Annotated in this window: 21 protein-coding genes; 19 read left to right on the top strand and 2 right to left on the bottom strand. The window is 35.0% G+C overall.

Annotated features, from left to right (window positions below):
- The first annotated feature begins 16 nt into the window (after positions 1–16).
- From tsaB to tsaD, 3 genes are read left to right on the top strand one after another with little or no spacing between them, the layout of a single operon-like run.
- Entirely contained in the window at positions 17–757 is a 741-nt protein-coding gene (gene tsaB, locus F5ESL0233_RS06095) for a tRNA (adenosine(37)-N6)-threonylcarbamoyltransferase complex dimerization subunit type 1 TsaB (protein WP_122059288.1), read from the top strand.
- Positions 758–809: 52 nt separating this feature from the next.
- Complete coding sequence (gene rimI / locus F5ESL0233_RS06090) at positions 810–1,271, top strand: ribosomal protein S18-alanine N-acetyltransferase (RefSeq protein WP_158593139.1); 462 nt, start codon at positions 810–812, stop codon at positions 1,269–1,271.
- 19 nt (positions 1,272–1,290) lie between these two features.
- The gene (tsaD, locus tag F5ESL0233_RS06085; RefSeq protein WP_090093851.1) at positions 1,291–2,328 is read left to right on the top strand and encodes a tRNA (adenosine(37)-N6)-threonylcarbamoyltransferase complex transferase subunit TsaD; all 1,038 of its coding nucleotides are present in this window, start codon (positions 1,291–1,293) and stop codon (positions 2,326–2,328) included.
- 47 nt (positions 2,329–2,375) lie between these two features.
- Here tsaD and F5ESL0233_RS06080 read toward each other — a convergent pair whose 3' ends face one another.
- A complete protein-coding gene (locus F5ESL0233_RS06080; protein ID WP_090093853.1) occupies positions 2,376–2,780 on the bottom strand; it encodes a GNAT family N-acetyltransferase in 405 nt (134 codons plus the stop codon).
- A gap of 54 nt (positions 2,781–2,834) precedes the next feature.
- Positions 2,835–4,745, bottom strand: coding sequence for an ABC-F family ATP-binding cassette domain-containing protein (locus F5ESL0233_RS06075; protein ID WP_122059284.1), 1,911 nt, complete (start codon positions 4,743–4,745; stop codon positions 2,835–2,837).
- A gap of 262 nt (positions 4,746–5,007) precedes the next feature.
- On the opposite strand from F5ESL0233_RS06075, the gene F5ESL0233_RS06070 reads away from it, so the two are divergent.
- The 16 genes from F5ESL0233_RS06070 (at position 5,008) to F5ESL0233_RS08200 (ending at position 23,130) form a co-directional block, all read left to right on the top strand.
- Positions 5,008–5,640: a redox-sensing transcriptional repressor Rex gene (locus tag F5ESL0233_RS06070; protein ID WP_090093857.1), complete on the top strand. Its 633-nt coding sequence runs from the start codon at positions 5,008–5,010 to the stop codon at positions 5,638–5,640.
- A gap of 183 nt (positions 5,641–5,823) precedes the next feature.
- Positions 5,824–6,108 (top strand): co-chaperone GroES, encoded by a 285-nt coding sequence (gene groES, locus F5ESL0233_RS06065; protein WP_090093860.1) that lies wholly within the window; start codon positions 5,824–5,826, stop codon positions 6,106–6,108.
- A 16-nt stretch (positions 6,109–6,124) separates the two neighbouring features.
- Positions 6,125–7,753, top strand: coding sequence for a chaperonin GroEL (gene groL / locus F5ESL0233_RS06060; protein WP_090093862.1), 1,629 nt, complete (start codon positions 6,125–6,127; stop codon positions 7,751–7,753).
- Between the two features lie 614 nt (positions 7,754–8,367).
- The gene (locus tag F5ESL0233_RS06055; protein WP_090093864.1) at positions 8,368–9,030 is read left to right on the top strand and encodes a DUF969 domain-containing protein; all 663 of its coding nucleotides are present in this window, start codon (positions 8,368–8,370) and stop codon (positions 9,028–9,030) included.
- Entirely contained in the window at positions 9,031–9,954 is a 924-nt protein-coding gene (locus tag F5ESL0233_RS06050) for a DUF979 domain-containing protein (protein ID WP_122059283.1), read from the top strand.
- Positions 9,955–9,975: 21 nt separating this feature from the next.
- Entirely contained in the window at positions 9,976–10,623 is a 648-nt protein-coding gene (gene pcp, locus F5ESL0233_RS06045) for a pyroglutamyl-peptidase I (protein ID WP_122059281.1), read from the top strand.
- Between the two features lie 149 nt (positions 10,624–10,772).
- Positions 10,773–13,352 (top strand): DNA mismatch repair protein MutS, encoded by a 2,580-nt coding sequence (gene mutS / locus F5ESL0233_RS06040; RefSeq protein WP_122059328.1) that lies wholly within the window; start codon positions 10,773–10,775, stop codon positions 13,350–13,352.
- 2 nt (positions 13,353–13,354) lie between these two features.
- The gene (mutL, locus tag F5ESL0233_RS06035) at positions 13,355–15,238 is read left to right on the top strand and encodes a DNA mismatch repair endonuclease MutL (protein ID WP_122059279.1); all 1,884 of its coding nucleotides are present in this window, start codon (positions 13,355–13,357) and stop codon (positions 15,236–15,238) included.
- Between the two features lie 2 nt (positions 15,239–15,240).
- Positions 15,241–15,825: a Holliday junction branch migration protein RuvA gene (gene ruvA, locus F5ESL0233_RS06030; RefSeq protein WP_090093872.1), complete on the top strand. Its 585-nt coding sequence runs from the start codon at positions 15,241–15,243 to the stop codon at positions 15,823–15,825.
- A gap of 43 nt (positions 15,826–15,868) precedes the next feature.
- Entirely contained in the window at positions 15,869–16,882 is a 1,014-nt protein-coding gene (gene ruvB / locus F5ESL0233_RS06025; protein WP_090093874.1) for a Holliday junction branch migration DNA helicase RuvB, read from the top strand.
- Positions 16,883–16,944: 62 nt separating this feature from the next.
- Positions 16,945–17,367: a preprotein translocase subunit YajC gene (gene yajC, locus F5ESL0233_RS06020; RefSeq protein ID WP_090093876.1), complete on the top strand. Its 423-nt coding sequence runs from the start codon at positions 16,945–16,947 to the stop codon at positions 17,365–17,367.
- A gap of 93 nt (positions 17,368–17,460) precedes the next feature.
- Positions 17,461–18,909 (top strand): glucose-6-phosphate dehydrogenase, encoded by a 1,449-nt coding sequence (gene zwf / locus F5ESL0233_RS06015; protein WP_122059278.1) that lies wholly within the window; start codon positions 17,461–17,463, stop codon positions 18,907–18,909.
- The gene (gene dinB / locus F5ESL0233_RS06010) at positions 18,902–20,041 is read left to right on the top strand and encodes a DNA polymerase IV (protein WP_233554974.1); all 1,140 of its coding nucleotides are present in this window, start codon (positions 18,902–18,904) and stop codon (positions 20,039–20,041) included. Before zwf ends, dinB begins: the two co-directional genes overlap by 8 nt.
- Before the next feature lie 55 nt (positions 20,042–20,096).
- Positions 20,097–21,053 (top strand): bifunctional oligoribonuclease/PAP phosphatase NrnA, encoded by a 957-nt coding sequence (locus F5ESL0233_RS06005; RefSeq protein WP_122059275.1) that lies wholly within the window; start codon positions 20,097–20,099, stop codon positions 21,051–21,053.
- Positions 21,046–22,401, top strand: coding sequence for a DEAD/DEAH box helicase (locus tag F5ESL0233_RS06000; protein ID WP_122059273.1), 1,356 nt, complete (start codon positions 21,046–21,048; stop codon positions 22,399–22,401). The genes F5ESL0233_RS06005 and F5ESL0233_RS06000 overlap by 8 nt, the downstream gene beginning before the upstream one ends.
- A gap of 396 nt (positions 22,402–22,797) precedes the next feature.
- Complete coding sequence (locus tag F5ESL0233_RS08200; protein ID WP_158593138.1) at positions 22,798–23,130, top strand: TetR-like C-terminal domain-containing protein; 333 nt, start codon at positions 22,798–22,800, stop codon at positions 23,128–23,130.
- The last annotated feature ends 224 nt before the right edge of the window (positions 23,131–23,354 follow it).

Raw genomic sequence — 23,354 nt, 5'->3', positions numbered from 1 at the left:
GGTAAAGTAGTTAAAAATGAAAATTTTAAGTGTGTCAACCGCAACTAATAATTTAAGTGTGGCCTTAAATCAAGATGATACAATTGTAGTTGAAAAAAATGAAATTGATGAGCGCAATCATAGTGAACATCTTGATCCATTGATTAAAGATATTTTAGAGTCTAATCGCTTGGAACTTAAAGATATTGATCGTTTCGCAGTAGCGCTTGGACCAGGATCATATACGGGATTACGTATTGGCGTAACTACAGTAAAAATGTTCGCCAGTATTTTACAAAAAGAAGTGGTTGGAGTTTCAACTCTAAAGGCATTAGCGGCAAGTTGTAATGCAACCCAAACTCTTATTGTTGCTGGTCTTGATGCGCGCAATGACAATTTCTTTGCTGGTGCTTATGTGAATGTAAATAAGCAGTTGACCAATGTAATTGCTGATGGTCATTATCATATTGATATATTACTAACGAAAATTAAAAATTATTTTATCAATCATAAACTTAAGCAGGTTATTTTTGTTGGTACAGGTTTTGAAAAACAAGCAGAATTAATTAAAAACATTGATGTACCATGCAGTTACGGCTTAATGCAACAAAATCAAATTCATGCAGGTCTTATTGGGCGATTAGCAAATTCTGAAAAAACTGTCGAGCCAGATAAATTATTACCTAATTATCTGCGCCGAACGCAAGCAGAAGTAGACTGGCACAAAAAGACGGGGCAAGATTTCGGCCCAGATAGTAAGTATGTGGAAGAAGTTTAGCCAAGCATTCTATTCAGAGCACGGACTTGCTTTTAAGGCGTTTACCTTTAAAATGAACAACCATTGTTTAAAAATAGTGCCAGCTCAACTAAGTGACCTTTCTAAGATACTTTTGCTGGAAAGCAGGGTTTATCAAGGCTACTTACCATGGAATAGCACAATTTTTCAAGCTGAATTGTGTAAAAATGACTCGCTCTATTTGCTGGTTTACAAGGAAACAGCGTTAATTGCTTTAGCTGGAATAAAGCTACAAGGTAAGGAAGTGCATATTACTAATTTAGCAGTCGATCCAGCATGGCAAAATCATGGTTTGGGCACATATCTAATCCAACTTTTATCTAAATTTGCTAAAAAGCAGCAATGTTACTTGATTAGTTTAGAAGTTAGGGCAGACAATGAAAGGGCACGTCTGCTTTATGAGAGTTTAGGCTTTCGAGTTAGATTTGTACACGCGAATTATTATCAAGATGTTCAGCAAGATGGTCTGGGTATGATTTTGGAATTAAGGCATTAACAAAGGGAAGGATTTAAATTTGGATAGAAAAAAAGAAGTCCGTATTTTAGCTTATGAAAGTTCCTGTGATGAAACTTCAACTGCAGTAGTTAAAAATGGTTGTGAAGTAGAAAGTATGGTGGTGGCTACTCAAATTAAAAGTCATCAACGCTTTGGTGGTGTTGTTCCTGAAGTTGCTAGTCGACACCATATTGAAGTGATTAGTCAAATCACCACAAAGGCCTTAGAAGAGGCAAAGGTTACTTGGAAGAATATTGATGCGATTGCTGTGACTTATGGACCAGGCCTAGTTGGTGCACTTTTAATTGGCGTCAGTGCTGCCAAGGCAGCTTCAATGGCAACTGGTATCCCTTTGATTGGCGTTGATCATATTATGGGTCATATCATGGCCGCGCAATTAACTGCTAAAATTGATTATCCTGCACTTGCTTTACAAGTTTCTGGTGGACATACTGAAATTGTTTTGTTGAAAGACGCAACCCATTTTGAAATTGTTGGTGATACGCGTGATGATGCTGTAGGCGAGGCATATGATAAAATTGGTCGAGTGCTGGGTGTTAATTATCCCGCTGGTAAGACGATTGATGAGTGGGCGCATCGGGGACAAGATACATTTAACTTTCCGCGAGCTATGATGGAAGATGACAATTACGACTTTTCTTTTTCTGGTCTGAAAAGTGCCTTTATCAATACCTGTCACCATGCAGATCAGCTTCATCAGAGCTTGAATAAGTATGATTTAGCGGCTAGTTTTCAAGCAGCAGTAGTTGATGTCTTAGCCAAAAAAACAATACGCGCAATTAAGCAATATCATCCCAAAACTTTCATTATGGGCGGTGGAGTTGCAGCTAATCGAGGTTTACGTGATCGGATGAAGATAGAAATTAAGCAACTTCCTTCAAACTTCGACTTGAAAGTTATTCTTCCAGAATTAAAATTGTGTGGTGATAATGCAGCCATGATTGGTGCAGCTGCCTATAACTTATATAACGAAGGAAAGTTTGCTGATTTATCGCTGAATGCTGATCCTTCACTTGAATTACCTTATGCTGATTAGATTTTGAATTAAAAAAGTTGACCTCTTTATTAAAGAAGTCAACTTTTTTAATATTCACGATAAAAGGCTACTAATGATCCTTGATCGCAGGACATAAAACCACATTTTTGATAAAAGGAACGAGTGTTAGGTTCATCAAGGGTTAATAATAATTTTTGTCTTACATTTTTGTATTTTTTTAAGACTAGTGTTACTAGATGAGAACCGATTCCTTTATGCTGATATTTAGGTTGAATTAATAAATCTTGAATATAAATAATCGAAATACCATCACCGACAACTCGAATTAAGCCAACTAATTGTTGATTATCAAAGGCTGCAATAACATCTAGGGAATTTTCAAGAGCAATTTTTAAAGAGGGCATGTCTACGGTGTATGAAGTCCAACCGACACTTTCATATAAAGATTTTAATGCTGCCAAACTTATATTTTTAGTTACTTGATACTCCATTGACGCTCCTTTCTAGCATTAAAGTTGATATTAAATTAAGTTATATTATTAACATTAAAAATTTTCAAGCTCAATCATGATCTTTTCCCATTTCTCATTCGTTTTAGTTAGTTCAGTTTGAATTGCTGATAAGTCTTCTTGTAAAGGTCCAAGTTTGCTAAAGTCAGTTGCAATTAGCGGATCAGCCATTTCGCTCTGAATTATTTTCTGTTGTCTTTCTAAATTATCAATTTCAACTTCAATTTCTTCAACCTGTCGCTGTAGCTTACGCTTTTGTGAATCTTTTACTTTTTGTTCCTGGTAAGATAATTTAGTGGCTTTTTGTGCGTCTTCATTGTCTAGCTTAGGCACAATTTTGGTGGTGTTAAGTTGCTTATTTTTTTTATCTAAATAATAAGTGTAATCTCCTTCATAGACTGTTGCCTGTTGAGGATTAACTTCAACAATCTTATTGGCTAATTGATTAATAAAGTAGCGGTCGTGTGAGACAAATAGTAAGGTACCATCGAACTTTTGTAAAGCCTGTTCAAGCACTTCTTTGGCTTCCAAATCTAAATGATTAGTTGGCTCATCCATCAATAAGAAATTACTATGTTCTAAGGACAAAACTGTTAGCGTTAATCTTGCTTTTTGTCCACCAGAAAGTTGTCCGACCGTTTTATCAATATCTTTTGCTGTAAACAAGAAACTAGCCAAAACAGCACGGATATCACGTTCAGGCACAGTTTGGTGGCGATCCCAAATAGTATCCAGCACAGTTTTACTAGAATCCAGCAATTGTAATTCCTGATCATAATAACCAATATCAAGCGATGCTCCGTATTTAATGGAACCCATCTTAGGTTGCAATTTCTTCATAATAGTTTTTAGTAAAGTAGATTTACCTATGCCATTAGGTCCAATAACAGCAACGCGATCCCCTTTATTAACTTGCAGATTAATATTATTCACCATGACCTTATTAGGGTAACCAATTGATAAATCATGTAAGATTAACACCTCTTTACCAGAGGGACGATCACTTTTGAAATTAATTTTGACCTTGTTTTTATGCTTTGGTGGAGTAATGCGTTCGATTTTTTCGAGTTGCTTACGCCTGCTCTGGGCTCTTTTAGTAGTTGTGGCGCGAACAAGATTTTTTTGGATAAATTCTTCATCTTTTTTAATTTTTTCTTGCTGCTTTTCGTAGGCCTCTTCTTGCTGACGATCCCTTAATTGACGCTGTTTTACGTAATCGGAGTAATTACCTTTGAAGGCTGTTAATTGGCCAAATTGTAATTCAAAGATTTGGTTGGCCAAATGGTCTAAGAAGTACTGATCATGTGAAACTACTAAAATTGCTCCATTGTAACCTTTAAGGAATGCTTCTAGCCAGTCTAACGTATTTAAATCTAAATAGTTAGTTGGCTCATCAAGTAGAAGTAGGGGGGGCTTATGTAAAAGTAGTTTGACTAAGGCTAAGCGGGTCTTTTCTCCACCAGATAGGTTGCTGATAGTTTTAGACCAAGTTTCTTCTGGGAAATTAAAGCCATGTAAAATACTTTTAATATCAGCTTGATAGCTGTAGCCACCTTTTTGCTCAAAATCAAATTGTAATTGATCATATTTTTTTAAAAGTTGACTATCTTGAGGATGTTCAGCTATTTTTTGTTGCATTACTTGCATTTGTGTATTCATTTCGATTAAAGAAGAGAAAACACCGAGTAATTCGTTCCAAATGGTTTTATTTTCATTTAAAGCTTTTTCTTGAGCGATGTAGCCCACTTCAATTGCTTTATTAACAATAAACTCACCGTGTGTAGCTTCTTCTTCACCTGTCATAATTTTTAAAAGAGTAGTTTTACCTACCCCATTTGAGCCCACTAAGCCAATTCTTGCATTTGAATTGATTGAAAAATTGACATTTTTAAATAGTGTAGTAGCTCCAAATTGTTTTTCTAAATCGTGTCCTTGTGCAATTATCATATTTTTCACCTAAAAACTATTTTAGCATATGAAGCGAGTTAAAAGTGACTATGGTCTATTTCAAAATATAGCGAGATAAATTAATAGTTGATTTTTGAGGCATTGAAGATAATTAGATAAGTGGTGTTTGTTGTGTTAAAATCTAAAAGATTGTGAAAAATATTTGCAACTAACACTAGTTTATAGGTAAAATAATAAATAATTGATGAGTAATTCACAAATGAAATTTGCTAGCATAATTAAGTTGGAGGCTTTGTAATAAATGGAAAAAATAAAAATTCCCACGGCGACAGCAAAAAGACTGCCGCTTTATTATCGATACTTAATCATCTTGAATGAAGCTGGCAAAGAGAAAGTTTCCTCAACTGAATTATCTGAAGCTGTTCAAGTTGATAGTGCATCAATTAGGCGCGATTTTTCGTACTTTGGGGCATTAGGTAAGCGTGGGTATGGATATGATGTAAAAAGCTTACTGACTTTTTTTAAAAAAATATTGAATCAAGATACTTTAACCAATGTGGCTTTGGTAGGAGTTGGTAATTTGGGACATGCTTTGCTTAATTATAATTTTAAGCGAAGTAATAATATTCGAATTTCTTGTGCTTTTGATATAGATCAAAAAATAACAGGCAAAATTTTAAGCGGCGTTCCTGTATATGATATGAGTGAGCTTAAAAAGCAGCTGAGTGATCAACAGATAACAATTGCGATTTTAACAGTTCCGTCTAATACAGCTCAAAAAACAGCAGATGAAATGGTTGAAGCAGGTATTAAAGGAATTATGAACTTTACGCCGATCAGACTCTCAGCTCCGAGCGGAATACGAATACAAAATGTGGATTTAGCTACTGAATTGCAAACATTAATTTATTTTTTAGAAAGTGATAAGAAGTAGCTCACATAAATATTAGTGACTTAGTGATTAAAACAAATTAGCACTTTAATTGAAAAAGTGCTAATTTTTTCTTGCATTTTAAACAAAAAGGGGTTATTATCATAATTATAAGTTAGCACTTAGCTAATTTGAGTGCTAATGACTAAAATTAAAGATATTAAATTGAATTTAGGAGGGACAAACGTGTTACAACCAATAGGTGATCGCGTGATCGTAAAAGTTAAAGAAGAAGAAGAAAAAACTGTAGGCGGAATCGTCCTTGCTTCTAATGCTAAACAAAAGCCAACTGAAGGTGAAGTTGTTGCTGTAGGTGCAGGCAGCTATGCCGAAAATGGTAGTAAAATTCCAATGACTGTTGCAGAGGGTGATATTGTGCTCTACGATAAGTACTCAGGCACTGACGTTAATTACGAAGGTGAAAAATACTTAGTCCTTCATGAAAAAGATATTTTGGCAGTTGTTAAGTAATTAAGGAGTAAGAAAAATGGCAAAAGATATTAAATTTTCTGAAGATGCAAGACGTTCTTTATTAAAGGGTGTCGATAAATTAGCTGATACAGTTAAGGCAACAATTGGTCCTAAAGGAAGAAACGTTGTTTTAGAACAATCTTATGGTAATCCTGATATTACTAATGATGGTGTGACCATTGCTAAAGCAATTGAATTAAAAGATCATTATGAAAATATGGGTGCTAAGCTTGTTGCTGAAGCTGCTCAAAAGACTAATGATATTGCTGGTGATGGAACCACAACTGCTGTTGTTTTAACGCAAGCTATTATTCGCGAAGGGATGAAGAATGTTACTGCTGGTGCTAATCCAGTTGGAGTTCGTCGCGGAATTGAAAAGGCTACGAAAGCTGTTGTTGATGAATTACATAAAATTAGTCATACAGTTTCTTCTAAAGAGCAAATTGCTCAAGTTGCTGCTGTTTCATCCGCTTCAAAAGAAGTTGGTGATTTAATTGCTGATGCAATGGAAAAAGTAGGCAATGACGGAGTTATTACCATTGAAGATTCACGTGGTATTGAAACTGAGCTTTCTGTGGTCGAAGGAATGCAATTTGACCGTGGTTACTTGTCACAATACATGGTTACTGACAATGATAAGATGGAAGCTGATTTAGACAACCCATACATTTTAATTACTGACAAAAAGATTTCGAATATTCAAGATGTTTTGCCACTATTACAAGAAATTGTACAACAAGGTAAGTCTTTATTAATTATCGCTGATGATGTTTCAGGTGAAGCTTTACCAACTTTGGTCTTGAATAAGATTCGTGGTACTTTCAATGTCGTTGCTGTTAAGGCACCAGGCTTTGGTGATCGTCGTAAAGAACAATTACAAGATATTGCGGCTTTAACAGGTGGTACAGTGATTACTGAAGACCTTGGTCTTGAATTAAAAGATACTACACTTGATCAATTAGGCCAAGCACGGCGTATCACAATTACTAAGGACTCAACCACTATTGTTGATGGTGCTGGTTCAGAAGATGCTATTAAGGATCGTGAAGATTCTATTAGAAAACAAATCGCTGAAACTACTTCTGACTTTGATAAACAAAAGTTGCAAGAACGTTTAGCTAAATTAACTGGTGGTGTGGCTGTTATTCATGTTGGTGCTGCTACTGAAACTGAATTAAAAGAGCGTCGCTACCGGATTGAAGATGCGTTAAATTCAACTCGGGCAGCTGTAGATGAAGGCTATGTTGCCGGTGGTGGTACTGCTTTAGTAGATGTTAAGAGTGCTATTAAGGATTTGAAGGGTGACAGTGTTGATGAACAAACTGGAATTAACATTGTTTTGCGGGCCTTGACTGCTCCAGTTCGTCAAATTGCTGAAAATGCCGGTGAAGATGGCTCAGTTATTTTGAATAAACTTGAGAGTCAAGAACTAGAAATTGGCTACAATGCAGCCGATGGCAACTGGGAGAATATGGTTGAATCTGGAATCATTGACCCAACTAAGGTGACTCGTACTGCTTTGCAAAATGCTGCTTCAATTGCTGCTTTATTATTAACAACTGAAGCAGTTGTAGCAGAAATACCTGAAGATAAGCCAGAAGTTGATCCAAATGCGGCTGCTGCTGGTGCACCAGGCATGATGTAATTTTATAACCGATATTTAAAAAGGAACTGTTGGTCGGAACAGTTCCTTTTTGTTATTAGCTAATTATTTTTTTACCTTTGACATCAGTTAGCCTATGCTCTAATTCGACCGTACAACTGTCTAGGTAAAGCGATTCAATGTAATCAAAACAGATTGTGTAGGTTCAAGGAAGTGAAATTGACATACATTTATAATGATAAAGGAAAATGGATAAATGGTTTTGGCTTAGCTTCTAGTTTGCGTTTTGCAATTAGGACCAAAGTTAGCAGTTGCAATTTTTATGCTGTTTAAGCCTTATTGTGTTACTGCTAAAAATGTGACTGGCGTTTATTATGATTAGCGAACGAAAACCCTAAAAATTTATAATCGTTATGGTAAACAAATCGGTACAAGTATTTGTAATTATGGGAATGCCTTTAAAATTAAAGGAAAGTTTTATGGGGCTATTGCTAAAGGTCAGCTGATTAATCCGAAGGAGTTTTAACCATATTAATAAAACAGTTATTTGGTTATTATTAGAATAAACTGAGTTGACCGAAACCAATTTGACAAAAAATAATTATATTAGTATTTTATACTAATATAATTATTTTTTTGATTTGAAAGGAAAAGTAATGGAATATTTGAGTTTACTTGGCATCCTAGTAATCGTTATAGGTTTTGCTTTAGGACTAGATACGGTTGCCGTAGTTGTAATTGCAGCATTAGTTACTGCATTGGTATCAGGAATTGACTTTGTTTCTTTTTTGAAAATTCTGGGGAAAGGTTTCATTGATAACCGCATGGTCTCATTATTTTTCTTAACCTTACCAACAATTGGTATATCAGAACGCCATGGTCTTAAGACAGCCGCAGTTAATCTGATTCAAAAAATGAAAAATCTAACACCAGGAAGAATTTTTGATATTTATACAGCTATTCGTGAACTTGCTTGTTTATTTGGGATTTCTGTCCAAGGGCAGGTACAATTTATCGCTCCGTTGATCAATCCAATGGCACAAGCTGCAGGCAAAGTTAATGGAGAAATGACAGAATTAGAAGTTGATCAAATTAAAGCAAGAGCTGCTGCTAGTGATAATTTTGGTAATTTCTTTGCACAAAACTTATTTGTTGCTTCATCTAGTGTATTGTTAATTTCTAGTACTATGAAATCATTAGGATATCCGATTAGCACGTCAGCTGTGGTATTAATTACTATTCCGATTGCTGTGATTTGTTATATTTTATGTTTACTTTACAATCATGCTTTTGACAAAAAAATAAAAAAGGGGAAATAAATGAATATACTAATTAATAATCTTTTGTTAGCTTTTTATATTTTAATTGGTTTGTTCTTTTTGGCAGCTGCAGTTGAATCTTGGCGTGATAAAACTAATCCTGCACGTTGGGGAACGGGTCTTTTTTGGCTTTTATTTGCAATTTTATTTGCAGCTGGTCAATGGATACCCAATGAAATAAATGGTGGAATTTTATTAATTATTGCGCTACTGTCTCTTCTTAAACAAGTTCGAGTTGGTAAAATTAAGGAACTTGATGAAAAAATTGCTAATCAAACAGTTAAGCGTATTGGTAATTGGATTTTCTTACCTAGTATTTTATTGGCAATTTTAGCATTAGTGATTGCGCAGTTTACCAAATTAGGTGGACAGGTTGGCATTGGTATTGCTGCTATCATTTCACTAATTGTAGCAATGGTTTTGACTAAATCAAGTCCAAAAACAGTTTATGAAGATACACAAAGAATGGTTCGTTCGGTAGGTTCAGCTGGGGTGTTACCACAATTACTTGCTACTTTGGGTGTAGTGTTTACTGCTTCAGGTGTAGGTAAAATTACTGCTAAGGCAATTTCGGGTTTATTTCCTGTTGGTAATCACTTATTAGGTGTATGCTTGTATTGTATAGCAATGGCTGTTTTTACAGCGATTATGGGGAATGCTTTTGCTGCATTTGCAGTAATTACCGCTGGTATTGGAATTCCCTTTGTTGTGGCACAAGGCGGTTCACCAGTTGTTGTTGCATCATTAGGAATGACCGCTGGCTATTGTGGTACATTAATGACGCCAATGGCTGCCAATTTTAATACTTTGCCAGTAGCTCTAATGGAGATGCAAGATCCATTAGGAGTAATTAAACAGCAGTTTCCCATTGCCATTAGTATGTTAGTTGTCCACATCGTTTTAATGTATTTCTTAGCTTTTTAATTTTTAGAAAAGAGAAAAACAATGAAAATATTAGTTACCGGTTTTGATCCGTTTGGTGAAGATAAAATTAATCCAGCAATTGAAGCAGTCAAGCTTTTAGATGATGAGATTGCTGGTGCTAAAATCATTAAGTTAGAAATTCCAACTGTTTTTGGCGATTGTGCTCAAGTAGTACGTGAGGCAATTATCAAAGAAGAGCCTGATTATGTCTTAAATATTGGTCAAGCTGGTGGGCGCTTTGCTCTAACTCCTGAGCGAGTAGCAATTAATTTTGATGATGGGCGAATTGCTGATAATAAAGGCTATCAACCAATTGCTACTGCCATCCATAAAGACGGTCAAAATGCCTATTTTACTCAATTACCTGTTAAGGCAATGGTTAAAGAGATTCGTGAAGCAGGGTTGCCAAGCTATGTTTCGACAACTGCTGGAACCTTTGTCTGTAATCATATTATGTATCAAGTTCAATATATGATTGATAAAGAATTTCCTAATCTTAAAGCAGGTTTCATGCATATTCCGTATTTACCTGAACAAGTGATTAGTCACCCTGAAACACCGAGTCTTAGTTTACTTGATGATGTGAAGGGAATAACAGCTGCTATTCAAGCAATTGTTCATATGGATGGCCAGGATGATATTAACAGTATTGAGGGACAGATTTCCTAGTTATGATTCAAGCTTTGAATTTTGGAACATAAATCATAAAAGATTGCCTAATTGCAGTCTTTTTTCTTTTGGCTTATTATTTTAGCGTATAATAAAGATTAATTAACTATAAAGAAGAGGATTAAATGGCTAACGCAAATACAACTCCAATGATGGAGCAATATTATAAAATTAAGAAGCAATATCCCGATGCTTTTCTTTTTTATCGCGTCGGTGATTTTTATGAATTATTTGAAGATGATGCAATTAAAGGAGCTCAAATTTTAGAATTAACTTTAACTCATCGTTCGAATAAAACGGATAATCCAATTCCGATGGCCGGTGTACCGCATGTGGCTGTAAATTCATATGTAGATACGCTAGTAGAAAAGGGTTATAAAGTTGCTTTGTGTGAACAACTAGAGGATCCTAAGGAAGCTAAAGGTATGGTCAAAAGGGGGATTACGCAGTTAGTAACGCCTGGCACGTTAATGAATGATAATCCTAGTGATGCAAAAGAATCTAATTATTTAACTGCAGTTGTTTCAAATAATAATTGCTTTGGACTTGCCTACAGCGATTTGTCTACTGGAGAAATTTTTGCCACCCACTTATTAACTTTTTCGGCAGTTGCCAACGAACTTTTGTCGCTTCGAACTAAGGAAGTAGTTTGTAATTCACATTTAAGTGAAAAAGCAAATGAATTCTTTCATCAGGCTAACATTACTGTGTCTAAACCAGTTACTCCAAGTGAAGAACATGCAGAAATTTCTTTTGCCCAACAAAATTTAACTAATTTGGCAGAAAAAGCAGCAGTTAAACAATTGGTAGGTTATTTGTTGCAGACACAAAAGCGTAGTTTAGCCCACTTACAAGCAGCACAAAGCTATGAAGTTAGTCAATATTTACAAATGTCACATACAGTACGTGAAAATTTGGAAATAACGGCTTCCGCTAAAACTGGTAAAAAGATGGGTTCTCTCTTTTGGGTTCTTGATAAAACTCACACAGCAATGGGGGGGCGTTTACTTAAACAGTGGCTGTCAAGACCACTCATTGCAACTGATCAGTTGGCTCAGCGTCAAGCAATGGTTCAAGCACTAATTGATGGCTATTTTACTCGAGCTAATATAAGTGATAGTTTAAAGGGCGTATACGATTTAGAACGATTAAGTGGTCGAATCGCCTTTGGTAATGTTAATGCGCGTGAATTATTGCAGCTTGCCACTTCTTTAGAAGCAGTACCAGCAATTTTGACTGCTTTGCAAGCATCTGCCAATGAAACTTTACAAAAATTTGCTCAAAAAATTGATCCTTTGAAGGGAACTGCTAAATTAATAAGTTCCACTCTTGTTGAGCAACCGCCAGTTTTAACTACAGAAGGGGGATTAATTAAATCGGGTGTTGATAGTCAGCTTGACCGTTATCGTGATGCAATGAATAATGGTAAACAGTGGCTGGCGGAAATGGAGCAGAATGAACGGCAAAAGACAGGAATTGAAAATTTAAAAGTTGGTTATAATAAAGTTTTTGGCTATTATATTCAAGTGACTAATTCCAACAAGAAAAAAGTACCACTTGATCGGTATACACGTAAGCAGACGTTAACTAATGCTGAACGTTATATTACACCGGAACTTAAGGAACATGAAAATTTGATTTTAGAAGCGCAGACAAAATCAACTGAGCTGGAGTATAACTTATTTGTTAAGTTACGCGAAGAAATTAAAAAGTATATTAGTGCCTTACAAAAGTTGGCCAGTCAATTAGCTGCGCTTGATGTGTTTTGTTCTTTTGCTCAAATTGCTGAAGAAAATAACTATTGTCGCCCAATTTTTCATTCAAAAAAGCAAGATGTAAAAATAGTCGCAGGAAGGCATCCTGTGGTTGAAAAGGTTCTTAAGGATAATTCTTATATACCTAATGACGTTAATTTGGACCAAGAGACTGATATTTTACTAATAACAGGTCCGAACATGTCTGGTAAAAGTACTTACATGAGACAGTTAGCGCTAATTGCAGTTATGGCGCAAGTTGGTTCTTTTGTACCAGCGCAAAGTGCTGAATTACCAATATTTGATCAAATCTTTACCCGTATTGGGGCCGCTGATGATTTAATTTCGGGTCAAAGTACTTTTATGGTTGAGATGACTGAAGCAAATGATGCGCTACAGCATGCAACTAAACGCAGCCTTGTTTTATTTGATGAAATTGGTCGCGGTACTGCAACCTATGATGGGATGGCACTAGCTGGAGCGATTGTCAAATACTTACATGATGAAGTAGGAGCAAAAGTTTTATTTGCTACACATTTTCATGAGTTAACAGCAATGGAACAAATATTAGCGCGGTTAAAGAATATTCATGTCGGGGCAACCCAAGAAAAGGGTCAATTGATTTTTTTGCATAAAATTTTACCTGGGCCGGCAGACCAAAGCTATGGTATCCATGTGGCGCAATTGGCAGGATTACCGCCTAAAGTTTTGCGGCAGGCAAGAAAATTATTAAAGCATTTAGAAAATCAAGGTAGTGGTTTGAACACCACAACCCAACTTGATTTATTTACTACACCTGCACCTAGTGCTACTAGTAGCGAAAACAAAGCTACTCAAACTGAGATTAATGATTTGACAACTAGGGAGCAAGCTATTTTAGCTGAAATTTCTCACTTGTATCTAGCTGAACAAACACCACTACAAGTGATGCAATTAGTTGCAAATTGGCAAAAAGATTTAAAGGATAACGATTAACAATGGTGCAAATTAGTGAGCTACCGGTTAATTTAGCTAACCAAATTGCGGCCGGTGAAGTGATTGAACGTCCAGCAAGTGTAGTGAAGGAATTAGTGGAAAACGCAATTGATGCTGGCAGCAAGCAAATTCAAATTGACTTTGTTGATGCAGGACTTAAAAAAATCACTGTTCAAGATAATGGGAGTGGTATTCCAAGCGATCAACTTGATCTAGCCTTTACTAGGCATGCAACTAGTAAAATTAAAAATGAGCGTGATTTATTTAATGTTGGCACTTTGGGATTTCGAGGTGAGGCTCTAGCCTCAATTGCAGCTGTTAGCCATGTCGAAATATTAACGGATAGTGCTGGTCAAGTTGGGCAACGAGCCGAATTTTCGGCCGGGGTAAAACAGTTGCAAGAAAAAGCCGGGGCAGCAGTGGGTACAAGGATTACAGTTAAAGATTTATTTTATAATACTCCAGCTAGACTAAAATATTTACGGAGTCCACGTACGGAAATTATGAAAATTGTTGACATTATTAATCGCTTAGCCCTGGGGTATCCTTATATTGCTTTTACTTTAAAAAATGAGGGTCGCATTTTACTTAAAACGGTTGGCAACGGAAATTTAAAGCAGACAGCAGCTAATATCTATGGTCGCAACATAGCTGAAAAAATGATTTCATTAGACGAGGCTGACCAGGATTTTGAAATTACAGGTTTAATTTCAAAACCAGAAATAACGCGATCAACTCGTAACTTTATTTCCATTTTATTAAACGGCCGGTATATTAATAATTTCCAAATAGTTAAAGCTGTTCTAGCTGGTTATGGTAATAATTTAACTGATAAGCATTATCCTTTTGCAATTATAAAAATTAAAGTTGATCCTTTATTGGTTGATGTCAACGTCCATCCGACTAAAAGAGAGGTTAGACTGTCTAAAGAAACCCAATTATGCCGTTTAATTACTAAGACAATTAGTCAGAAATTAATGTTAAGCGATGTTCAAGCTAGTGGTAGTGGAAATTTAATTAGTAAAAAAGCAGATACATTAGTTGATCAATTAAAATTCAATTTGAATAAAAATGTAGTCGAAACTAAGCGTGAGTCAGCTACAATTGATGAAGTTAATGAAAGTCAACCGCTTGAAGTAAGGCACGATGAAGCAATTCAATATGTTGACTTAAATGTACCACGAGAAGATGATTATTATGTTATTACAACAACATGGCTAAAAAATGTTGCAAGGCAAAAGCAACTTAGTCCTTTTCCAAGTAAAAATAAAGTAGCTACTGTTATTTCGATTGGTGATGAAGTCCTCTTAAACAACTTACCAGAATTGAAATTTGTTGGTCAAACTGATGTCTATATTATTGCAGAAAACAATGATAACTTATATTTGATTGATCAAGTTGCAGCTAGAAGATTAATTTTGTTTACCAAAATAAAACAGGAATTAACTGATCAAAATGTTAATCAGCAAGGATTATTAAGTCCTTTAGTTTTAGAATTTAGTAGTTTGGATTTTATTCAAATTAAGAGTAAGCTAAAGCAAATTAAAGAAATTGGTTTATATTTGGAAGAATTTGGCCAAAACACTTTTATATTGCGCTCCTATCCTACTTGGCTCAAAGAAGACGCTGAAGGTCAAGTCCGTTTAATTTTAGATGAGTATTTAAATGTTGATCAAAATGATACAACTAAATTAATTACAAGAATTGCTGGTAAGCAAGCCCAGCGGCAAATTACCGGACGCCAAAAACTAACGGTTACAGAATGTAATGCAATTTTAACTGCGCTTGGAAAAACAAAGGATCCATACCATGATGCGCAAGGCAATGTGGTGATTATTTGTTGGCACAAATCTGAGTTGCGTAAGATGTTTAAAAAGGATAATTAATAATGTATGAATATTTATTAGGGATAGTTGTGGCAATCAAACCGGATTATTTAGTGGTAGATGTTAATAATATTGGTTATAAAATTTATAGTCCAACACCATTTGCTTATCATGAAGGCCAAAAAACTCGTGTTTTTGTTGAGCAAGTTGTGCGTGATACTGGTGTTACTTTATATGGCTTTCAATCTGAAGAAGATAGAGGCCTATTTTTAAAGTTACTGAGTGTTAGTGGTATTGGACCAAAGTCCGCCTTAGCAATTATGGCTGCTGAAGATAGTGATTCATTAGCAGCAGCAATTGAGCAGGGCGAAGTCAAATATTTAACTAGATTTCCAGGTGTTGGTAAAAAGACAGCTTCCCAGATAGTTTTAGACTTGAAGGGGAAATTAGGTGACTATGTTCAACGAATTGATCAAACGGCTGATCAAGATATTTCACCGGAATTAAATGATGCTTTGCTAGCCCTACTTGCTTTAGGTTATACGAAAAAAGAAGTAGACAAGATCACGCCTAAATTGATTGCTGAAAATGAAACAACGGCTGATCAATATATTAAAAAGGGCTTAGCTTTTCTACTAAAGAAGTAATTCTTGCTATAATAAGTTAAAGTATTTAAAGGAAGTGAAACTGGTGGAGGATAAAGAAAATTCAATTGTGTCTGGTAAAAGCCAGGGAATAGAAGAGGAACAGACAGAATTTTCATTACGACCGCAGACCTTAAAAGAGTATTTAGGGCAAAATAGAGTAAAGAAAGAATTAGCCGTATATATAGAGGCTGCCAAAAAGCGGGACGAGGCTCTCGACCATGTTTTGCTATACGGTCCACCAGGATTAGGTAAAACGACACTTGCCTTTGTAATTGCTAATGAATTAGGGGTTAATTTAAAAAGTACTAGTGGACCAGCAATTGAAAAAGCCGGTGACTTAGTTGCTTTATTAACAGACCTTGACCCAGGGGATATTTTATTTATTGATGAAATTCATCGCTTAGCCAAGCCAATCGAAGAAGTGCTTTACTCAGCAATGGAAGATTATTATGTCGATATTGTTATAGGTGAAGGACAAACAACTCATGCCGTCCATGTACCGTTACCACCCTTTACTTTAGTGGGAGCAACTACTTTAGCGGGACAGCTGTCTGCTCCTTTGCGTGATCGATTTGGAATTGTTGAGCATTTGCAATATTACAGCATAAGTGAACTTGAAAAAATAATTTCCCGATCTAGTAGCGTTTTTAAGATTGAAATTGCTGCTCAGGCAGCTCATGAATTAGCTAGACGTTCAAGAGGCACGCCTAGAGTAGCTAACCGTTTACTTCGAAGAGTGAGGGATTTTGCGCAAGTAAAAGGTGAACAAATAATTTCTTTTACTACCACGACAAATTCTTTAAAGCAATTGCAAGTTGATGATGAAGGGCTTAATCAAACGGATCGTAAAATCTTAAGGGTCATGATTGAAAATTACCATGGCGGTCCTGTGGGAATTAGGACCTTGGCTGCTAATACAGGAGAAGATGTTGAAACAATTCAGTCCTTATATGAGCCATATTTGCTACAACAGGGCTTTTTATTAATGACACCAAGAGGTCGTGTTGTGACAGATAAAGCATATCTTCAATTAGGCTTGCCGATTCCAAACGAGTAGTGCAATTGGCACATATTTTCTGTATAATTAAGTGGTAATATTTTTAATAATGAGGTGTAAAAGTGAATACTTTATTTTTGGCAGCTAATAATGGTATAGGCAATATGGGAACAATTATAGCGTTTATAGTTCTTATTGCGTTAATGTATTTTATGATGATTAAGCCGCAGAAAAAGCAGCAACAGAAAAAAGCAGAAATGATGAATCAATTAAAAAAGGGTGATAGTGTAATTTTAATTGATGGCCTCCATGGTAAAATTGATTCTGTTAATACTAAAGACAACACGGTTATTATTGATGCTGATGGCATTTATTTAACTTTTAGTAGAATGGCAGTACAACAAATTTTGCCAGTTAATTCTTCGGACAATGAAAATTCAATAAATGAAAGTGAATCAAGTGAAGGTGAATCAGAAAAAATATCTGCAGCTAGTGAAGATATTTCAGAAAAATCGCCAGCAGATGATTCTTCTACTAAAGAATAAATTAAATAAAAGTGCCGTTTTTGGCACTTTTTATTTTGTCCATTTATTATAAAATAGACCTAACAGAAGTATTGTATTTGGAAAGGATTTCCTATGAAAAATATCCCAGTTATTATGATTATTTTTGGTGGTAGTGGAGATTTAGCACATCGTAAACTTTATCCTGCTTTATTTAATTTATATGAGCAAGGTCTAATTCATGACAATTTTGCTATTATCGGAACGGCAAGACGACCATGGTCGCATGAATATCTGCGTGAACAAGTAAAAGATGCGGTACATGAAATGAACACTGAAGTTAATGAAAATAATTTAGCTAACTTTGTTAATCATTTTTACTATCAAGCCCATGATGTTACGAATATTGAACATTATGTGACACTAAAGAATTTAGCAGAAGAGCTTGATGGCTATTATAGTGCCCAAGGTAACCGTATATTTTATATGGCGATGGCACCGCGCTTTTTTGGGACAATTGCGGAACACATTAACGATCAAAACTTAACTGGCAATGGTTTTAACCGAATTGTTGTTGAAAAGCCATTTGGTCATGATTTGACCTCTGCCAAAGAGCTTAATCGACAAATAACAGCATCTTTTGCTGAAGATGATATCTTTCGAATAGATCACTATTTAGGTAAAGAAATGATTCAAAATATTTTACCTATGCGCTTAACTAATCCCTTAATTAATAATATTTGGAATAGTGAAACAATTAAAAATATTCAAATAACTTTAGCAGAACGACTGGGTGTTGAGGCTCGTGGTGGCTATTATGATACATCAGGAGCACTCAGAGATATGGTGCAAAATCATATTTTTCAAATTATTACTTTGCTGGCAATGCCTGAACCTAAAGCTTTAACTGCTAAGTGCATTCATGAAGCCAAAGGTGAATTACTTAATAGCTTAATTATTCCAAATGAAAATGAAATTGCAGCGCATTTTGTACGTGGTCAATATCTTGGTAGTGATATGACTTTTGGCTATTGTCAAGAACCGAATGTTGCTGCAGATTCGAATACAGAAACCTTTGTAGCTGGCGAAGTTAAATTTGCTGCTGGCCCACTAGTAGGAACACCAATTTACTTTAGAACAGGTAAAGAGATGCGGGAAAAGAAAACTCAAATAGATATTGTTTTAAAGCAAAAATCTAATATATATGGTCAAGCACATTCAAATATTATTACTATTGTTGTTGATCCCGAAATGCAAGTGTATATTACAATTAATGGTAAAAAAATTAATGCTTCGGGGATTCGTCGGCAAAATTTAATTTATCAATTTTCTAGTTCAGAGCAAAAAGAGATTCCAGATGGTTATGAGCGCCTTTTGCATGATGTATTTGTAAATGATTCTACTAATTTTACTCATTGGAGTGAACTAAAAAATTATTGGAAGTTTATTGATGCAATAGAATCTGCCTGGGCAAAAGAAAATGAAACTGGACAAAAACCAGAGCAGTATTTGCCATATCGGATGGGGCCAAAAGCGGCTGAGCAAATTTTTGACTTGCCAACTGAGCATTGGATTTATGAATAGTGTCGTGACGGCTGAATTATTACCTAAAAATGATACCCATCGCCGGATAATTCACCTTGATATGGATGCTTTCTATGCCTCAATAGAGATGAGAGATAATCCTATCTTAAAGAATAAGGCCTTAGTTATTGGGCAAGACCCTCGTCAAAATAATGGGCATGGCGTTGTAGCTACGGCTAATTATATTGCCCGAAAGTTTGGTGTCCATTCAGCAATGCCTTCAATTAAGGCATTGCAATTAATACCAGCTGAAAAATTAGTTTTTTTGCAGCCGGATTTTGAAAAATATCATAGAGTATCGGCTGAAATTCACGAGCTGATGTATGAAATTACTGATATGGTTCAGTCAATTGCATGGGATGAAGCATATTTAGATGTAACTAAAAATAAGTTGGGGTTGACATCAACAGTTGAAATTGCAGTCAAATTACAGACAAAAATAGTTCAAGAAATTGGATTAACTTGTTCCTTTGGAGCTACTTATAATAAGTTTTTAGCAAAAATGGGATCAGAATATGCAAAGCCTTTCGGGCGTACAGTCATTTTACCAGGTGAAGCAAAAAAATTTCTAGCCAAACAAAAGCTTACCAACTTTTATGGTATTGGCCCCAGAACGCAAGCAAAATTAGCTGAAATGGGTATCTATACTGGAAAAGATTTGCAACAAACGAACGTACGAACTCTAATCAAATATTTTAACAAGCTGGGTTATCTAATGGCTGCTCATGCCAATGGAATTGATCCATCTAGAGTAGTTCCTGATGATGAACAAAAGCGTAAGTCAATTGGAATTGAACGTACATATGAGCCTTATATTTATGATCAACAAACGGCTTTGACCCAATTACGTAATTACACTGTAACTTTAAGTAGAAAATTAAAAAAAAGTAATCTCTATGCTCATACTTTAGTTTTGAAACTTCGTAATAATGAATTTCAAACTGTTACCAAAAGACAAAAATTAGCTCATGCAAGCAGAAATTCATTTGAATTTTATGATGTTGCTAAAGAATTATTTATGCCACTTGCTAATTCATTTTTAAGTTCAGGAATCAGATTATTGGGGATAACCGTGACCGATTTTTCTAAAGCGGATTTTACAAATATTGATTTAGACTTATTTTCGGATTAATTACATTTTCTGGTAAACTAACTAAAGTACTGAATGAAGGATCAAAGGAGAAATTATGAATACCTTTCCAAAAATATATAAAAAAATCGAGCAATATCCTACTATTATTTTGCACCGCCATACTAGTCCAGATCCGGATGCCTTAGGATCACAAGCTGGATTAGCCAGGTCTTTAAAACTTAAGTTTCCTGATAAGCGGATTCTATGCGCAGGAGAAAATGATGAGGGTGACTTGATTTGGATCAATGAGATGGATAAAGTAACTGCTAGTGATTATCAAGGTGCGTTAGTAATTACTACAGACACAGCTAATACAGCTAGAATTGCTAATAAACTATATTATCAGGGTGATTTTTTAATAAAAATTGACCATCATCCAGATGTTGAACCTTATGCCGATTTAAGTTTTGTTGATGATAAAGCACCAGCTGCTTCAGAAATAGTGGCAGATTTTATTATTGCTCAAAATCTACCACTTACTAAAGAAGTTGCCTATCCTTTATATGCTGGTATTGTAGGTGATACTGGTCGTTTTATGTATCCTGAAACTTCGACACATACTTTTTTAGTGGTAGCTAAATTAGCTGCAACTGGTATCAATATTAATGAAATTGCCCGTAATATTAGTGATGTTACCTTTGCCCAAGCTAAGCTACAGGCTGAAGTATTAGAATATATGAAAGTTGATGCAAGTGGTGCTGCATATGCAATTTTAACCCAAGACACCTTGACTAAATTGGAGATTGATTTTAATGAAGCCTCATGTACAGTCTCAACACCAGGGCGAATTAAGGATATTATTGCTTGGAATGTTTTTGTAGAAAAACCTGATAAAACATTTAGAGTACATTACCGTTCAAAAGGCCCAGTTATTAATGAACTTGCAGCTAAACACGATGGCGGTGGCCATGCTTTAGCTAGTGGGGCTAATGCTAAGGATATGGCTGAAGTAAAGCAAATTTTTGCTGAATTGGTACAAGTAACTAAGGAATACCGAAAAACACATGAATAATATTTTTAAAAGTAATCGCATTAAACCCAAAATTCAAAACGGACTAAGTAATATTAACTTTACCGAACCAACAAAAGTGCAAGAAAAAGTAATCCCTGTTTTGCTAGAACACAAAAATATAGTCGTACAAGCTATTACTGGATCAGGGAAAACCCATGCTTTCTTAATTCCAATTTTAAATGAAATTGATGAAAGTTTAGGTTATACACAAGCTGTTTTAACTGCTCCAAGTAGAGAACTGGCAGATCAATTATATCAGGTGGCACGTCAATTGCGCGATGCTGCTGGGCTTAATATATCAATTGCTCATATAGCTGGTGGGACGGATCGTGAGCGACAATTAAAAAAAATTGACAGTAAAAGACCACAAATTGTGATAGCAACTCCAGGAAGATTATATGATTTTGTGGAAAAGAAAATTTTATTTTTAGACTATGTAAGAAATTTTGTAATCGATGAAGCAGATATGACTTTAGATATGGGATTTTTGAATGATATTGATTTTATCGTACAAAGGTTACCTAAAAATACTACAATTGCTGCTTTTTCAGCTACTATTCCAGTTAAATTAACTAATTTTTTGCAAAAATATATGTCAAAACCGGAACAAATCGTAATTGATAATCCGGCAGTGATTGCGCCAACAATTAAGAATGATTTAATTGATATTGGTGCTAAAAGTCGAAAGAAAATTTTATATCAATTATTGACGATGGGGCAGCCATATTTAGCTTTAGTTTTTGCCAATACGAAGCAAAAGGTTGATGAATTAACTACATATTTACAACAAGAAGGCTTAAGGGTCGCTAAAATTCATGGTGGGATTACTGAACGTGAAAGAAAGAGAACCATTAGGGATGTAGAAGCAGGAAAATACCAGTATGTTGTTGCTTCTGATTTAGCAGCGCGAGGACTGGATATTGCAGGCGTTAGTCTAGTAGTCAATTATGAAATTCCTCGTGATTTAGAATTTGTTGTGCACCGCATAGGTAGAACGGGACGTAATGGGCTATCAGGGCATGCAGTAACCTTAATTCGGGAAGAGGAACTAAAGCGCATTACTGGATTAGAAAAATCTGGAATTCACTTTGACTTTGTTGAAATAAAAAATGGCGAATTAGTTGCACGTAAACATCACAATCGTCGTGAAAGTTTAAATTTTGCTGCACATAAAGTTGATAGCAGGATTAAAGGTTATGTGAAAAAGGTAAAGCATAAGCGTAAACCTGGGTATAAGAAAAAAATTAAGCAAGCAATTAAGGAAGATAAGATTCAAAAAAGTAAAATTGAGCAACGACATAAAATTCGTAAAGCAAAAGCTCAACGCAAAAAAAGACGCGATAAATAATAAACAGGCAAAGTTAAATTTTAACTTTGCCTGTTTTAATTGTCATAATACTAATATTTTATTAGATTTATTTATGGTTATATTAGTTAATATTTACTTGTTTATAAAATTTTAAATTACACATATTTTTTAATAAAAAAATATTGTATATTTGACTATTTATTGATATATTTGTTTTGCAAAATGAAAAAAAGGTGGTAAATACAGTTGATAACAATAAAAGCAGAACATATTTTGCAAAATAAACTTTCAAACAATATCGTGCACAGATATACAGTTATTAGTTTTTGTGCAGATGCCAATATAAATAGAGGCGTATTTTATCATTATTATAGAAATATCAGTGATTTGTTTATCTCAGTTTTATCTTTACAAATAAGAAGAGCACTTAGAAGTGTGAGTAACGAGACGATAGAAAAACTGTTTTATCAGATACTAATTAAAATTCGTGATAATAAGCTTTTTTATCTAAATATGCTAATGATTACAAAAGAACCGCGAGAGTTCTATTCAACTTTACGCAAAGAAATTGCTCATGCGATTGAACTTTATATGCGACCGAGAGGATTGTTTTCAGTAAGACAAGTTGAAGTTATATCAAACGGGATTTATGCAATTATTTTCAATTGGATATTAAATGATTGTAAACCAGATATTCGTGATGTCTATCAATCAATCAATTTACTATTAGAGCACTTAGAAAGTAATACCAAGACATTAAAAAAATAAATACAATTTTTTTGAAAAAAGGGTTGCAAAAACCAAAAAAGGTTGCTAATATAAATAACTGTCGTCAGGGCAAAGCCAGTAAGGCAAAGGCAAGGCGGCAAAAAAGATATAAAAAACCAGTTGACAAAAGCGACTGAGTTTAGTAATATAAAAAGCGCTGTTGTTTAAAGAAGCGGCAGCGGGAGTCAGAAAAAAAGTTCTTGACACAGTCTAGAGCATCTGAT

Origin of the sequence: Lactobacillus sp. ESL0233 (assembly GCF_003692995.1) — a bacterium.
Classification (GTDB): domain Bacteria; phylum Bacillota; class Bacilli; order Lactobacillales; family Lactobacillaceae; genus Lactobacillus; species Lactobacillus bombicola.
The sequence above is the reverse complement of the archived record's forward strand: the minus strand, read 5'-3'. Positions and strand labels throughout refer to the sequence as shown.

Excerpts from the sequence above, each read along its gene's own strand:
- pcp (WP_122059281.1), top strand. The coding sequence starts at position 9,976 with ATGAAAATATTAGTTACCGGTTTTGATCCGTTTGGTGAAGATAAAATT.
- mutS (WP_122059328.1), top strand. The coding sequence starts at position 10,773 with ATGATGGAGCAATATTATAAAATTAAGAAGCAATATCCCGATGCTTTT.
- mutL (WP_122059279.1), top strand. The coding sequence starts at position 13,355 with ATGGTGCAAATTAGTGAGCTACCGGTTAATTTAGCTAACCAAATTGCG.
- zwf (WP_122059278.1), top strand. The coding sequence starts at position 17,461 with ATGAAAAATATCCCAGTTATTATGATTATTTTTGGTGGTAGTGGAGAT.
- F5ESL0233_RS06080 (WP_090093853.1), bottom strand. The coding sequence starts at position 2,780 with ATGGAGTATCAAGTAACTAAAAATATAAGTTTGGCAGCATTAAAATCT.
- groL (WP_090093862.1), top strand. The coding sequence starts at position 6,125 with ATGGCAAAAGATATTAAATTTTCTGAAGATGCAAGACGTTCTTTATTA.
- rimI (WP_158593139.1), top strand. The coding sequence starts at position 810 with ATGAACAACCATTGTTTAAAAATAGTGCCAGCTCAACTAAGTGACCTT.
- F5ESL0233_RS06070 (WP_090093857.1), top strand. The coding sequence starts at position 5,008 with ATGGAAAAAATAAAAATTCCCACGGCGACAGCAAAAAGACTGCCGCTT.
- dinB (WP_233554974.1), top strand. The coding sequence starts at position 18,902 with ATGAATAGTGTCGTGACGGCTGAATTATTACCTAAAAATGATACCCAT.
- F5ESL0233_RS06000 (WP_122059273.1), top strand. The coding sequence starts at position 21,046 with ATGAATAATATTTTTAAAAGTAATCGCATTAAACCCAAAATTCAAAAC.
- F5ESL0233_RS06005 (WP_122059275.1), top strand. The coding sequence starts at position 20,097 with ATGAATACCTTTCCAAAAATATATAAAAAAATCGAGCAATATCCTACT.
- tsaB (WP_122059288.1), top strand. The coding sequence starts at position 17 with ATGAAAATTTTAAGTGTGTCAACCGCAACTAATAATTTAAGTGTGGCC.
- F5ESL0233_RS06055 (WP_090093864.1), top strand. The coding sequence starts at position 8,368 with ATGGAATATTTGAGTTTACTTGGCATCCTAGTAATCGTTATAGGTTTT.
- ruvA (WP_090093872.1), top strand. The coding sequence starts at position 15,241 with ATGTATGAATATTTATTAGGGATAGTTGTGGCAATCAAACCGGATTAT.
- F5ESL0233_RS06050 (WP_122059283.1), top strand. The coding sequence starts at position 9,031 with ATGAATATACTAATTAATAATCTTTTGTTAGCTTTTTATATTTTAATT.
- F5ESL0233_RS06075 (WP_122059284.1), bottom strand. The coding sequence starts at position 4,745 with ATGATAATTGCACAAGGACACGATTTAGAAAAACAATTTGGAGCTACT.